Genomic DNA, 13,856 nt, shown 5'->3' with positions numbered 1-13,856 from the left:
GCGGGCCGCGCGGATGTCATCGGCATCTTCCAAGGCGTCGAGCGCACCGGCTCCGGCCGCGGCAACGTCCTTCGGCACGATGGCCGCGATCACCTCGCCGTTGCGGGTGAGGTACACCACCTGCCCATCAGCGGCAGCGTCTACCGCCTCCGCAGGCGCACCCGCGTGCGGAGGAAGCTCGAAGTCGTGGGCCGTGCTCATACCACTCAGGATACGGCCTGCGAGCGGCACCGGACAGGCCCTGTGACGGGTGGGGCGGCAACCCGTCTCGCCCGTCACCGCGACGTTTGCCCAGCTGTGGAGCCGAATCGACCTGTCACAAGTCCTGTGACGGGTTGGGACGGCTGGAACAGGTGGGGGGAGACCGTCCGTGGTCTCTTGACTGCCTGCGTCGCGCTGAGAGCCAGCAACAGGCCGAAAAACGCGCCCTCAGATGGTCGTAGAGGGGCTTTCAGGGATGCTTGGGTGTGATCGGACGCTGGAAACGGGCAGGCGGCAGCTCAGCGACCCGTCGCCGATGCTTCGTACCTGCGCGGGCAGGGGCTCAAATCGGGGCTCAGTTCAACCCCGTACGGACCGCCCCACCTGTTTCAGCAATGGCTCCGACCAGGGAAAACGTACTCGTTCACACGACCCTGAACGTGATCTCCGGGTCTTTGGGAGCGGAGGGTCGCAGGTTCAAATCCTGTCATCCCGACCAGATGGTGTACGTCGGAACCCAGTTCCACCGCAGGCGGAGTGGGGGCTATCCACGGGTAGGCTGCCGTGCGGTCGTTCGACCCACAGCCGCCGTGCCAGGTCGGCAACGTCAGACTCAGTGGTGTCGTCGTCGTTCAGCCCGGTTCGTATCACGGCATCAACCGTCAAGTCATGGGCTATGCCCGCACGATCTGGCCGGTCAGCGATCGTGTACCACTCGGCAGCGCGGCGCACGCCAACTCAGGAACTCGTCCTCGCGCTCCTTCGCTGCGGTCTTTGGCATAGGAGCATCATGCACGCCGGGGCAAGCAGGTTACGGATCGCCCAGATTGGTCAGCGGCAGCGGACACCTCTGCGCCGCAGACCAGCCTCCCACCGAATATCGCCCCATCACCACCCGTTCCGCCCCGCGCACACAGGCGTCGGCCTGCGTGAGCAGGCCACCTCCACCCCGCCATCTCCTCTCCCCAATGAGGGCGGTATCAGCAGCAATGACTCCTTCGCTTGCTCCTCCACGTCGTGCAGGGCGTGAAACACCGGCTCGAACAGCTCCATGAGCTCCGCACCTGGTCGATTTGCAACCCCAGCTGAGCAGGCGACGGGTCCGGCAAGCCGGATCGCTGGTCGGTGGTCACCGCTCGAACTCCCACGTCTCGCGGGACTCTTCACCTTCCGAGATGCGCCGGGCATCGTCCTCGGAGGCCACCCGGACCACGAACGTCCCCTTGCCCCTGAGCGTCACCACCAAGCCGAAGTCGTGAAGCAGTTTGCTGGCATGCCGCGCCGTCCCGAGGGACACGCCGTACTCCCGCGCCAGCCGCACCTCTGCGGGCAAGACCTGGTTCACCGCCAGCTCCCCGGCAGCGACCGCCGCCGTCCGCTCGCGGAGCCGACACAGCACCTGAACCTCCAGTAAGATGAAGACAGTTGATTGAGGTGCGCACCCTTCGGGGCGGGTTTCTTCGCAAGGGCACGGGGATGTGCCTTGAGAACTCGACGTCGGCGCCTGCCCCGAAATGCCGGCGTCGATCGAGGACGAATGCCGTCGGCGTGTCTGACGCGGGCCAGTCAGGTCGCTCCCGACGCGACAGTCGCAGATGGACTTGGCGGACGTGGCGTCGGCGGCGCAGTTACAAGTACAAGGCTGCGGCGAGTCGGGATCGGAGGAAGTGCACGATGGCTCGCGCTGTTGGTATCGACTTGGGTACAACGAATTCGGTGGTGGCGACCCTCGAGGGTGGCGACCCCACAGTGATCCCCAATTCGGAGGGCTCGCGCACGACACCGTCGGTGGTGGCCTTCACCAAGACCGGCGAGCTGCTGGTGGGGCAGCCCGCCAAGAACCAGGCCGTGACGAACGTCGACCGCACTATCCGCTCGGTCAAGCGCCACATGGGCAGCGACTGGAGGAGCCCGGAAATCGACGGGCGCCACTACACTCCGCAGGAGATCAGCGCTCGGGTGCTGATGAAGCTGAAGCGGGACGCCGAGACCTACCTCGGTGAGAAGATCAGCGACGCCGTCATCACGGTGCCCGCCTACTTCGAGGACGCGCAGCGGCAGGCCACCAAGGAGGCCGGGCAGATCGCGGGCCTCGATGTGCTCCGGATCGTCAACGAGCCCACCGCGGCGGCGCTGGCCTACGGCCTGGACAAGGGCGAGAAAGAGCACACCATCCTGGTCTTCGACCTGGGCGGGGGGACCTTCGACGTCTCCTTGCTCGACGTCAGCCAGGGGCTGGTCGAGGTCCGCGCGACCAGCGGTGACAACCACCTGGGTGGTGACGACTGGGACCAGCGCATCGTCGACTGGCTGATCGACAGGTTCAGGGCGTCCCACGGCATCGACCTGACCAAGGACCGGATGGCACTGCAACGGGTCAACGAGGCCGCGGAAAAAGCGAAGATCGAGCTGTCCGCCGCCTCCCAGACCAACATCAACCTGCCCTACATCACCGTCGATGCCGACAAGAACCCCCTGTTCCTCGACGAGACGCTGTCGCGGGCGGAGTTCCAGCGGGTCACCTCCGACCTGCTCGACCGCTGCCGTAAGCCGTTCGAGGCCGTGCTCCGCGACGCCGACCTGCGTGTGGGCGACATCAATCACGTGGTGCTCGTGGGCGGCGCCACCCGGATGCCGGCCGTGACCGACCTGGTGAAGGAACTGACCGGCAAGGACCCGCACAGGGGGGTCAACCCGGACGAAGTGGTTGCCGTAGGAGCGGCGCTGCAGGCCGGGGTACTCAAGGGTGAGGTCAAGGACGTTCTGCTGCTCGACGTGACCCCGCTGTCACTGGGCATCGAGACCAAGGGCGGCGTGTTCACCAAGCTCATCGAGCGCAACACCACCATCCCCACCAAACGATCGGAGATCTTCACCACCGCGGACGACAACCAGCCGTCGGTGCAGATCCAGGTGTTCCAGGGCGAGCGTGAAATCGCCGCGCACAACAAGAAACTCGGCAGCTTCGAACTGACCGGCATCCCCCCGGCCCCACGCGGCATCCCCCAGATCGAGGTCACCTTCGACATCGACGCCAACGGCATCGTGCACGTCTCGGCCAAAGACCTCGGCACCGGCAAGGAACAGTCCATCCGCATCACCGGCGGCTCCGCGCTGCCCCAGCAAGACATCGACCGGATGATCAAGGACGCCGAAGCACACGCCGAAGAGGACCGCAAACGCCGCGAGGAGGCCGAAATTCGCAACCAGGCCGAGACACTCGTCTACCAGACCCAGAAGCAACTGGCCGAGCACGGCGAGAAGGTCGGCGCCGACATCCGGCGGAAAGTGGAGACCGAAATCACCAACGTCGACAACGCGCTCAAAGGCAGCGACGTCGCGGCCATCAAATCCGCGGCCGACAAACTCGCAGCCCAGGCACAAGCCCTGGGGGAGGCCCTCTACGCCCAGTCCGCGTCCGCCCGGACGACCCCGGGCGACAGTGGCCCCGCCGGGGCCGGCCCGTCCGGCCAATCGCAGGGCGAGAACGTGGTCGACGCCGAAATCGTCGACGAGGACACCGACCACACCTGAGCCCGGCCGGTGGACCACGACCCATCCACACCGCTGGGGTTTTCGTGATCGTCGCGCCGACGAGGGGTCAAGATCTGGGGCCCGGAGTGCCCGCGAGCATCGGCGGGACACCGGCGATACGGTTGGGGATGCGGCGAGGAGATGACCGACATGGCGAAGCGGTCCGAGGCCTGCGCCGGTGTCGATGTCGGCGGCACGTTCACCGATGTCGTCGTGCACGCCGGGGGACACTCACCGCGCGCGGTGAAGGTGCCGACCACCCCGGGCGACCAGGCCGAGGGGGTCGCGCACGGCGTCCACGAGGGGTGGCCGGGCGGCCCACCCCGGCTCCTGCCGCATGGCACCACCACCACCACCAACGCGGTGCTGGAACGCAAGATCGCCCGCACCGTGCTGGTCACCACCGAGGGTTTCGCGGACGTGCTGCAGATCGCCCGGACCGGCCGGCGCTGTACGACCTGTCCGTGGCCCGCCCGGAGCCGCTGGTGCCGCACGACCAGGTCGTTACGGTTGCCGAGCGAACCGGCCCTGACGGGCGCGCGGTGGTCGAGCTCACCGACGAGGAGATCGGGCGCGTGGTCGGCGAGGTCGAGCGAGCCGATCCCGAATCCATCGCGATCAGCCTGCTGTTCTCCTACGCCGGCACGGAGCACGAGCGGCGGCTCACCGCCGCGCTGGAGCGGCTGGGCGTGCCGATCAGCCGGTCCAGTGCCCTGCTTCCGCGGTTCCGCGAGTTCGAGCGGGCGTCCACCTGCGTGCTCAAACGCCGCGATGGAGCCGGTGATGCGCCGCTACCTGTCCAACCTCTCGTCCCGCCTGCCCGAACCGAAGATCACCGTGATGACCTCCAGCGGTGGCACCGCCGGTGCCGCTGGGGCGTACCCGAATAGATATCTCGTCAAGCAACGTTGTCGAGTGAAAGACGCCCCGGTAGAACGGCGTCGATGGAGCAGGGAGTCATCGGAGAGCGACGACGCGCGGTTGATGGCAATCACGTTGACGGAGCTGTCGGTTTCGGGCCGTGCGCGGCCACCGTCAAAGGGCGGCGTCGCGCAGGCCGCCCTCTCGGCGTGATTTCTTGCGCGGTCCGGCTCGGTCTCAGATGTCGTGGTAGAAGTCCGCGCCGAACCCAGCGAAGAAGATTTCCGACTGTCTGTCGCTCGCCTCGAACTTGAGCGTCAGTCCGATTCCCCACGCTATGCCGTCCCGGTTCACCTCGATGCCGTTGAACGCGTCGAGGCCGCCGGAGTGATTGCCCGTTATGTTCATTTGCGTGTGAGACGTGCCTATCTCCGAAGGGCCGTCGAATACGTGCACCTCGGTCAGCCTGGCCGTGCCTCGGGTATCGAACAGATAGTGCACGGCATGCAGGGTCGCCCGCCGGTCCTCAACGATGACCGGCGTCGGTATCGCGACGTGGAAGTAGTTGCTGAACGGGCACTGCCGGTCCCGGTGCCCCCCACGGAGCTGGTGACCCCGTTACCTTTGCGGACGAAGGAGTCGGGTGGATGCTCGACCGAGATACCGTGTGCCGCGATCCACGACGAGAACATTTTCGCCACGTCCATCACTCCTCCGATCGGCTCAGGTGTGCTCGTACCGCACCTGAGCGTGGTGCCCTACCTCGTAGGACTGCTTCCGGGCGTACCGCCGCACTGACTGGTAGAATATTCTTCTGGCGATAAGGTGCGCCTCTTGGTGCAGCGAATCGAGGCGATTCGCGAAGACCACGAGCGCGGGACCATGGATGCGCTCCAACGCAGTTTTGGGAATGTAATGCCGGAAACAAGTGCAAAGCACGACGTCTAGCGAGTCGTCAGGCGGAAGGTTTGTCACGCACGTCACTGTTGTGTGGCTGGGTTCGTTGTCAGATCAGAGGCTCGGCGCGTGTCTGATGAACAGGGCAAGCCGGGGGTTCGGGTCGCCCGGCAACCCGCCCAGCGTCACCCCCGCATCACCAAACCATGACGCGCAACATCCGTACTTGACGCGCGGTTCGGCCGAATACGTCCGGCCGTACTGGGACGAGTCTTGCTCCGGGTCGAAGATCCTGCGTGTGGCGGGAGGACAGGATTCGAACCTCTCTCGGTGAGCCTTCCGCGTCGCGAAAAGCCGAACTCGCCGGTGACGATGCGGATCGGTGACGAATCCGGATTCCCGCCCCAGTTGCTTCCGTGTTGTTTCCGTCACCCTTTTCGCCGGTAGTGTTTCCCAGTGAAAACACAGGCATTTCCTTATCTTGCTCTCAGCCGGATCGGCGACCATTTGTTGACCCGGACCAGAAGGATTGCCATGCAAAAAGCAGCACACCACAGGTCACGCTGGGAACCCTTCCGTACCGACGGTGGGAGGCGCGTGTGACCGCCATACCGGACCGCCGCGCCGTCGCGGTACCCGTGATCGCCGCTCCGGCCGATGGGCGCGCGAAGTTCGACGGCGGGGTGCGCCTGGTCGCGGGCTCCGCGCTCTGGCTGAGCCTCCTGCTGGTCGCGTACTGGTGGGCGGCCGGCGGCGGCTTCCAGGCGATGACCGGGTGGGAGACCGGGCTGACCTCGGCCGGCCGGCTCACCGGCCTGCTGGCGTCGGACCTGCTCCTCGCGCAGGTGCTCCTGATGGCGCGGGTGCCGGTGCTCGAGCGGGCCTTCGGCCAGGACCAGTTGATCCGGCACCACCGTCTCGTCGGGTTCACCTCGTTCAACCTGATGATCGCGCACATCGTGCTGATCACCTGGGGCTACGCCGCGGGTGAGCTCGGCGCGACACCGGCCACGATCTGGGACCTCACCACCGACTACCCGGGCATGTTGCTCGCGCTGGCCGGCACCGTGGCCCTCACGATGGTCGTGGTCACCAGCGTCAAGGCGGCCCGGCGCAAGATTCGGTACGAGTCCTGGCACCTGCTGCACCTGTACGCCTATCTCGGTGTCGGGCTGGCGTTGCCGCACCAGCTGTGGACCGGTCAGGAATTCCTCGCCTCGCCCGGCGCGACGGTGTTCTGGTGGACCGTCTGGGCCGCGGCCGCGGGGGCGGTCCTGTTCTGGCGCGTCGCCGTGCCGCTGGGGCGGAACCTTTGGCACCGGCTCCGGGTCGCCGCGGTGGCGCCCGAGGGCGACGGGGTGTTCTCCGTCTACCTGACCGGCCGTCACCTCGGCCGCCTGCGGGCGGAGGCCGGGCAGTTCTTCACCTGGCGGTTCCTGAACCGGAAGGGCTGGACGCGCGGCAATCCGTACTCGCTGTCGGCCGCCCCGGACGGGCGGAGCCTGCGCATCACGGTCAAGGAGCTCGGGGACAACAGCGCCCGGGTCGCGGCGCTGGGCCCCGGCACGCGGGTCTTCTTCGAGGGGCCCTACGGCCGGCTCACCGGGCGTGCGCGGAACAGCCCCAAGGTCGCCCTGATCGGCGCCGGTGTCGGCATCACTCCGTTGCGCGCCTTGGCCGAGGGCCTCGGTTACGCGCCCGGCGAAGCCGTCCTGCTGCACCGGTTCACCGATCGCCCCCTGTTCGAACGCGAGTTCCTGGTGCTGGCCCGTGAGCGGGGGCTGAAGCTCCTCCGGTTGCCCGGCAGGCGCCGCCATCCGGACTCCTGGCTCGGCGACGGCGTGAACGTGAACGGTGTCGATGATCTGACGGCGCTCACCTTCTGGGTCCCCGACATCGCCGAACGCGACGTCTATGTGTGCGGACCCGAGCAGTGGACGGCCGCGGTGCGCCGCTCCGCCGAGGCCGCCGGTGTTCCCGCCGAGCGGCTCCACATCGAGAACTTCAAGTGGTGAATCATGAAACGCATTGTCATGTGGGTCCTCAGCACCATCACCGTGCTGGTGCTGCTCTTCGGCTATCACACCTCGACCTCGGGCGCGCTCGCGACAAGTTCGGATGTGGTCGCGCCCTCGCCGGGCCTCCCGGGTCCGGGAAGCGCCGCTCCCAGCGCCACCACGGGTGATTCCGGCGGCTCCGGTTCCCAGGACGTCAAGACGGTGACGGGACCGGTGGCGCAGACCCGCTGGGGGCCGGTTCAGGTCCAGCTGACCGTGCAGAACGGCAAGATCACCAACGTTTCCGTGGTGCAGTGTCCCAGCGGGAACTCCCGGGACCGGGAGATCAACGCCACCGCGTTGCCGATCCTGGTGCAGGACACGCTGAACACGCAGAGCGCGAACGTCGACATGGTCAGCGGGGCCACGGTGACCAGCGAGGGCTACGTCCAGTCCTTGCAGGGCGCGCTGGACAAGGCGGGGTTGTGAGGCAGGCGGTCACGGGCCCGGCCCGCTACGTCGAACACGTGATGGGCATGCCGATCAGCCTGGCCCTGCGTGGCCGCCACACCACCGATGACGCCGCACGCACGGCATGGGCCGGAGCCATGGCCACGCTGGCCGAGGTCGATGACGTGTTCAGCACCTATCGGCCGGATTCGGTCGTTTCCCGCCTGGGCCGGGGCGAGATCGACCTCGCGGACTGCCCGCCCGAGGTCGCGGAGGTGCTGGCGCTGGGGGAGCGGGCCGAGCACGCCTCGGGTGGTGCGTTCCGGATCGAACGCGCGGGTCCCGGGGGAGTGACGGTGTTCGATCCCAGCGGGGTGGTGAAAGGCTGGGCCGCCGAACGCGCGGCCGATCACCTGCGCGCCCTGCCGGCCACCGATTTCTGCCTCTCGGCCGGCGGTGACCTCCTCTGCCGGACGCTCGATCCGGGTGCCGGCCCCTGGCGGATCGGCGTGGAGCACCCGCACGACCCGGAACGGGTCATCGCGGTGGTACCGGTGTTCACCGGCGCGGTGGCCACTTCGGGCACCGCGCACCGGGGCGACCACCTCGTCGACGCCCGTACCGGGCTGCCGCCGTCCGGCGTGGCGTCGGTGACGGTGGTGGCGGGCTCACTGACCTGGGCCGACATCGACGCCACCGCCGCCTACGCCCAGGGCGAGGACGCCGCCCGCTGGCTTCGGACCCGCTCCGGGCGCAGCGGCCTGGTCGTCTGGGCCGACGGCTCGACCACCGTGATCGAGGGCCGGCGGAGTGTGTAGCCGCGCGCCCAACTCGGCGATCTCGGCGTTGCGACCGGAGCGCCGCGAGGAGGGCGACTTGTTGGTGACCGCTGTCGACGAACGAGCCGATGTGGATCGGTTCTCCACCGCGTTGTACACGGTGCGCGAGGCCGCTCGTCATCTCGACGTTCGCGAGAGCACCCCTGGGCACAGGGATACCGCAACCACCCGCCCGGCCGCCGTGAGGTCGTGGGCTCGCCGATCCTCACGACGCTTCCGCGGGGGCCCGTGATCCCGTTCATCGGGTTGGCGGAACGCGCGGTCTTGACAACGGCATACCGCGCGATCATCTTGAGGATGCCGTCCGCATCGCTACGCGGACCGCGGCCTGACTTGCCCGGGAGGCACCCCGCGGGTTTGCCTGGGCTGTTCGTCGACCGCGGCCTCGGACGGCGCCAGGTCCCGGACTTGTTAGGGGCCGCGGGACCGCGGCTGCGCACCTTGGCCGAGGTCTACGGCATTCCGAAGGACGGGACGGTCGCGGATGTCGACTGGCTCGCCCGCGCTGGTGGCGAAGGATGGTGGTGCTCACGAAAGATGAGCGCATCCGCTTGCCGACGCCTTTTGTGGTGGTACGGCGGCAACAGAGCGGATTCCGGCTACCATCCCGAGTTCATGCGGCACCGTACGCCCGCTCACCCGGCGGGGAACCTGCCTGCCGCCGTGACCAGTTTCGTGGGGCGGCGGCGGGAGATCAGCGAGGTCCGCCGGCTGCTCTCGGTAGCCCGTCTGGTCACGCTGACGGGCGTCGAGGGGGTGGGCAAGACGCGCCTGGCGGAAGAGGTGGCGGCCGCCTCGGGCCGGTCGTTCGCCGATGGGGTGTGGCTGGTCGATCTGGCCTCCGTGCGGGATCCGGGCCTGGTGGCGCGGGCGGTGGTGAGCAGCCTGGGCATGCTGGACCAGTCCACGCGGGCGGCCGAGGAGCAGCTGGTCGATCACCTCGCCGGCCGGCAGGTCCTGGTCGTGCTGGACAACTGCGAGCACCTGCTCGACGCGTGCGCGGCGTTGTGCGACCGCCTGCTGCGGACCTGCGCGCGGCTGAAGATCGTGACCACCAGCCGTGAGCTGCTGGGTGGTCCCGGCGAGCACGTCTACCCGGTCATGCCGCTATCCCTGCCCAGCTCGGCCGAGGCGCCTTCGTCAGCCGAGCACGACGCCCCGGCCCTTCTGATCGAGCGCGCGCGTGCGGTAGGGGTGGATCGCCCCTTGACGGAGGAAACCCGGGAAGCCGTGGTGAAGCTGTGCGAACGGCTGGACGGGATTCCCCTCGCGATCGAACTCGCCGCCTCACACCTGCGGTCGCTGTCCCTCGAAGAGATCCTCGAACGGCTGGAAGACCGGTCGACCGGCGGGGCCAGGACAAGCCTTCCGCGCGAGCGCACCCTTCGTACGCTGATCGACTGGAGTTACGAGCTGTGCTCGGCGGAGGAAAGGCTGCTGTGGGCCCGGCTGTCGGTGTTCGCGGGCGGGTTCACGCTCGAGGCCGCGGAGGGGGTCTGTGGTGGGCCCGACCTGCTGGAAATATCCATAATGGACTCGATCGACCGCCTGGTCGCCCAGTCCGTCGTGCTGCCGGCCCCGGCCGAGGGCCCGCCGCGGTACCGGATGTTGGAGATCATCCGCGAATACGGGTGGCGAAGACTGGCCGAACACGGCGAAGCCACGCGCCTGAAGGACCGGCATCGCGACTACCACGTCGAGCTGGCCGAACGGATCGCGAGCGGCTGGAACGGGCCGGGGCAGGAGGCGGCACTGGCGAGGCTCCGCACCGATCACGGCAACCTCCAGGTCGCGCTGGAATGGTCCACCAGCAGGCGGGATGGCGCCCGGAAGGCGCTGGCGCTGGTCGCCGCGCTGCGCTACCACTGGTGTGCCGACGGCTTCGTCAGCGAAGGACGGCGCTGGATCGACCGCGCGCTGAAGGTGGCCGAGGGCCGGAGTGACTGCACGACCGAGCGGATCCGCGCGTTGTGGGTGTCGGCGTGGGTGATGCTGTTGCAGGGTGACCAGGAGCCGGCGGGTGTGGCACTCCAGGTTTGCGGGCTCCTCGCGAGGCTGGTGGGGGACCAACGCTCGCGTGGCTGGGCGACCGGCTTTCACGCCACTTCGGCCATGCTCCGGGGACAGCTGGCCGAGGCGATCGAAACCTCTCTGCGGGCCATCGAAAACCATCCCGGCGAGGACGATCTGGTCGGGATGGCACTGTGCCAGCTCGCGATCGCGCAGGCCCACGCGGGCGACGAATGGGCGAGCACGACGGCGCGGCGGGCGATCGCGCTCGCGGACCAGCACGGCGAGCGATGGAGCAAGTCCTACGCGCTGTGGGCGCTCGGGTTCGACGCCAGGGTGCACGGCGAGCTTCCCACCGCGGCCGCCTATGCCCGTTCCGGCCTGGAAATCCAGCGCGGGTTCAACGACCACGTCGGCACGGCGCTGATGATCGAACTGTTGACGTGGATCGCGGCCGCCGGGGGCGAGCACCGCAACGCCGCGGTGCTGCTCGGCGCGATCCGGTCGATCTGGCGCCGGATCGGCACCTCGATCGGCGCGTTCGGCCCGCACCTCGCCGAGCAGCACACCGCCTGCGAGGAGACGGTCGCGGCCGCCCTGCCGCCGCGGGTGCTCAACGCCGAGCTGGCCAGGGGAGAGCGCCTGGAGTACGACCAGGCCATCGCCTACGCGCTCGACGGGCAGGAGCCGTCGGCACAGCCTGCGAACAAGACGCACGCGGTGCTGACGGCGCGAGAGTGGCAGGTCGCCGAACTGGTGGCGCAGGGACTCAGCAACCGGCAGATCGCCGAGAAACTGGTGGTGTCCCGGCGCACCGTGGATAGCCATCTCGAGAACATGCTGGCCAAGCTCGGCTTCACCTCACGGACGCAGGTAGCCGCCTGGACCACCCGGACAAGTTGACCCGCCAACGCGCGAGTCCCCCTTTCCCGTCGCGCGAGTTCCACGTTCGCGCTCAAGCCTCGTCCACCACGTAGTCGAAGTAGGTGACGTCCGCAGGAAGACCGCCACTGACCGATTGCGTGGCAACTCAGACATGCTCGGCGAACCTTCGCGCCATCAGGGAAAGCACCTCGTCGGGGTCGCGGCGCCACAGGTCGGCGTTGAAGATCTCCACTTCGATGTCGCCGGTGTAGCCCGCCTTTTCCACCAGCGCCCGGATGTGCCGGAAGTCGATGTGGCCGTCGCCCATCATGCCCCGCGCGAGCAGCGTGTCGGCGGGCAGTGGCGTGATCCAGTCGCACACCTGGAAGCCGGCGATCCGCCCGGCCGCCCGTGCGATCTGTGCCTCCAGTTCCGGGTCCCACCACACATGGAAGGTGTCCACGACCACGCCCACCACGGCCGGGTCGAACGGCTCCGCGAGGTCGAGCGCCTGACGCAGGGTGGACAGCACCCCGCGGTCCGCGCAGTAGACCGGATGCATCGGTTCGAGCGACAGCCGCACCGATCGCTCGCGCGCGTAGGGCGCCAGCTCGCCGATGGACTCGGCGACGCGACGGCGTGCCGCGGCCAGGTCACGCGAACCGGGGGGCAGGCCGCCGACCACGAGCACGAGACAGTCCGCGTTCAGCGTGGCCGCTTCGTCGATCGCCCGGCGGTTGTCGTCGAGATCGTCGGCCGTGGTGAAGAACCCGCCACGGCACAGCGAAGAAACCCGCAACCCGGCTTCCGCGATCAGTTCCGCGCCACGGGCCACCCCGACCTCGTGGAGAGGCTCCCGCCACACGCCGATGGAGCCGATTCCGGCCCGCACACAACCCCGCACGGCCTCCGGCAGCGACCACGAGTCGACGGTCTTCTGGTTCAGCGAAAGCATCAGCCCACCCCGTAGACCTTGAGCAGGGCGGCCATCCGGTCCGCGGCGAGTTCCGGATCGGGTAGCAGGCGCGCCCGGTCGGCCAGCACGAAGGTCTGGACCAAATGGGGCAGGCCGCGGGCGCTCTGCAGGCCGCCGACCATCGCGAACCCCGGCTGCAGGCCGGAAAGCCAGGCGAGGAACGCGATCCCGGTCTTGTAGTAGAAGGTCGGGGCGCCGAACACGTGCCGGGCCAACGGCAGCGTCGGCGCGAAGGCGGCGTCGTACCTGTCGTAGGCGGCTTCGTCACCGGTCTCCAGCGCCTGCAGCGCCTGGGACGCCGCCGGGGCGATCGCGGCGAAGATGCCCAGCAGGGCGTCACTGTGGTAGGTGCCGTCGCCCTTGATCAGCTCGGGGTAGTTGAAATCGTCCCCGGTGTAGAGCCGGACGCCCGGAGGCAGTTCGGTGCGCAGCTTCTTTTCGTGGTCGGCGTCCAGCAGCGACACCTTGACGCCGTCGATCTTTTTCGCGTGGTCGTGCAGCAACTGGAGGAAGTGCGTGGTCGCCTCCGCCGTGTCGCCCGAACCCCAGTAGCCGGCCAGTGCCGGGTCGAACATGGGGCCGAGCCAGTGCAGGATCACCGGTTCGTCCGCCTGCGGCAGCAACCGGTCGTAGACCCGGCGATAATCCGCGACACCCCGGGCGAGACCGGCGAGTTGCCGGCTGGCCATGACGATCACCTGGGCACCGGCCGACTGGACGAATTCGAGCTGCTCGGTATAGGCGGCCAGCACTTCGTCCAGTCTGGACGCTTCCGGCACGTGGTCGGTGCCGGCGCCCGCCGCGATCCGGAAGTCGTCCTCCTTCGCCGCCGCGCAGCTGTGCAGGATCAGCTCCCGCGTCGCCTTCCAGTCCAGGCCCATACCGCGCTGCGCGGTGTCCATCGCCTCGGCGACACCGAGCCCGTAGGACCAGAGATGCCGCCGGAAGGCCAGGGTGTGGTCCCAGTCGACGGCGGCAGGCGCTCCGGGACGGTTGTCGCCCAGCGGGTCGGCCACCACGTGCGCGGCGGCGAAGGCGACCCGTGCGCGCAGCGGCCCGGCAGGACGTGACCAGGCCCGCGGCTCACCCAGCTCGTGGCGGCGTAGCGTCCCGTCCGCCTCGGGCAGCGTCACGGCGGTCACGGCTGTTCCTCCGCGAGTCCGCGCGCGACCGCGATCGTGTCGGCGGGGGGCGGGCGAAGGCGCGCCCGGTCTTCGGCTTGGCGGC

8 protein-coding genes and 4 pseudogenes are annotated in these 13,856 nt (G+C 68.6%); 7 read left to right on the top strand and 5 right to left on the bottom strand.

Annotated elements, in window-relative coordinates; all coding sequences use genetic code 11:
• Both VJT49_RS22005 and VJT49_RS22000 read right to left on the bottom strand, forming a co-directional pair.
• Positions 1-201 (bottom strand): annotated as a pseudogene (locus VJT49_RS22005) (hypothetical protein); the annotation flags it as partial.
• Between the two features lie 1,129 nt (positions 202-1,330).
• On the bottom strand, positions 1,331-1,600 hold the full coding sequence (locus VJT49_RS22000; protein ID WP_324166778.1) for a GntR family transcriptional regulator: 270 nt from the start codon (positions 1,598-1,600) through the stop codon (positions 1,331-1,333).
• A 275-nt stretch (positions 1,601-1,875) separates the two neighbouring features.
• On the opposite strand from VJT49_RS22000, the gene dnaK reads away from it, so the two are divergent.
• Together dnaK and VJT49_RS21990 are read left to right on the top strand one after the other, a co-directional pair.
• On the top strand, positions 1,876-3,735 hold the full coding sequence (dnaK, locus tag VJT49_RS21995) for a molecular chaperone DnaK (RefSeq protein ID WP_324166777.1): 1,860 nt from the start codon (positions 1,876-1,878) through the stop codon (positions 3,733-3,735).
• 141 nt (positions 3,736-3,876) lie between these two features.
• A pseudogene (locus VJT49_RS21990) lies at positions 3,877-4,625 on the top strand (hydantoinase/oxoprolinase N-terminal domain-containing protein).
• 208 nt (positions 4,626-4,833) lie between these two features.
• Here VJT49_RS21990 and VJT49_RS21985 read toward each other — a convergent pair.
• Positions 4,834-5,151, bottom strand: a pseudogene (locus VJT49_RS21985) (DUF6623 family protein); the annotation flags it as partial.
• Positions 5,152-6,092: 941 nt separating this feature from the next.
• Between VJT49_RS21985 and VJT49_RS21980 the strand changes: the two are divergent.
• The 5 genes and pseudogenes from VJT49_RS21980 (at position 6,093) to VJT49_RS21965 (ending at position 11,692) form a co-directional block, all read left to right on the top strand.
• Positions 6,093-7,508: a ferredoxin reductase family protein gene (locus VJT49_RS21980; RefSeq protein ID WP_324166775.1), complete on the top strand. Its 1,416-nt coding sequence runs from the start codon at positions 6,093-6,095 to the stop codon at positions 7,506-7,508.
• A 3-nt stretch (positions 7,509-7,511) separates the two neighbouring features.
• Positions 7,512-7,979, top strand: coding sequence for an FMN-binding protein (locus VJT49_RS21975; protein WP_324166774.1), 468 nt, complete (start codon positions 7,512-7,514; stop codon positions 7,977-7,979).
• The gene (locus VJT49_RS21970) at positions 7,976-8,758 is read left to right on the top strand and encodes an FAD:protein FMN transferase (protein WP_324166772.1); all 783 of its coding nucleotides are present in this window, start codon (positions 7,976-7,978) and stop codon (positions 8,756-8,758) included. Before VJT49_RS21975 ends, VJT49_RS21970 begins: the two co-directional genes overlap by 4 nt.
• Before the next feature lie 171 nt (positions 8,759-8,929).
• Positions 8,930-9,049 (top strand): annotated as a pseudogene (locus VJT49_RS35390) (hypothetical protein); the annotation flags it as partial.
• A gap of 345 nt (positions 9,050-9,394) precedes the next feature.
• Complete coding sequence (locus tag VJT49_RS21965; protein WP_324166771.1) at positions 9,395-11,692, top strand: ATP-binding protein; 2,298 nt, start codon at positions 9,395-9,397, stop codon at positions 11,690-11,692.
• A 127-nt stretch (positions 11,693-11,819) separates the two neighbouring features.
• Here VJT49_RS21965 and VJT49_RS21960 read toward each other — a convergent pair whose 3' ends face one another.
• On the bottom strand, positions 11,820-12,608 hold the full coding sequence (locus tag VJT49_RS21960) for a sugar phosphate isomerase/epimerase family protein (protein WP_324166770.1): 789 nt from the start codon (positions 12,606-12,608) through the stop codon (positions 11,820-11,822).
• Positions 12,608-13,771: a dihydrodipicolinate synthase family protein gene (locus tag VJT49_RS21955; RefSeq protein ID WP_324166768.1), complete on the bottom strand. Its 1,164-nt coding sequence runs from the start codon at positions 13,769-13,771 to the stop codon at positions 12,608-12,610. Before VJT49_RS21955 ends, VJT49_RS21960 begins: the two co-directional genes overlap by 1 nt.
• Positions 13,772-13,856 lie beyond the last annotated feature (85 nt).

This window comes from Amycolatopsis sp. (assembly GCF_035276945.1).
Classification (GTDB): Bacteria; Actinomycetota; Actinomycetes; order Mycobacteriales; family Pseudonocardiaceae; genus Amycolatopsis_E.
The sequence above is the reverse complement of the archived record's forward strand: the minus strand, read 5'-3'. Positions and strand labels throughout refer to the sequence as shown.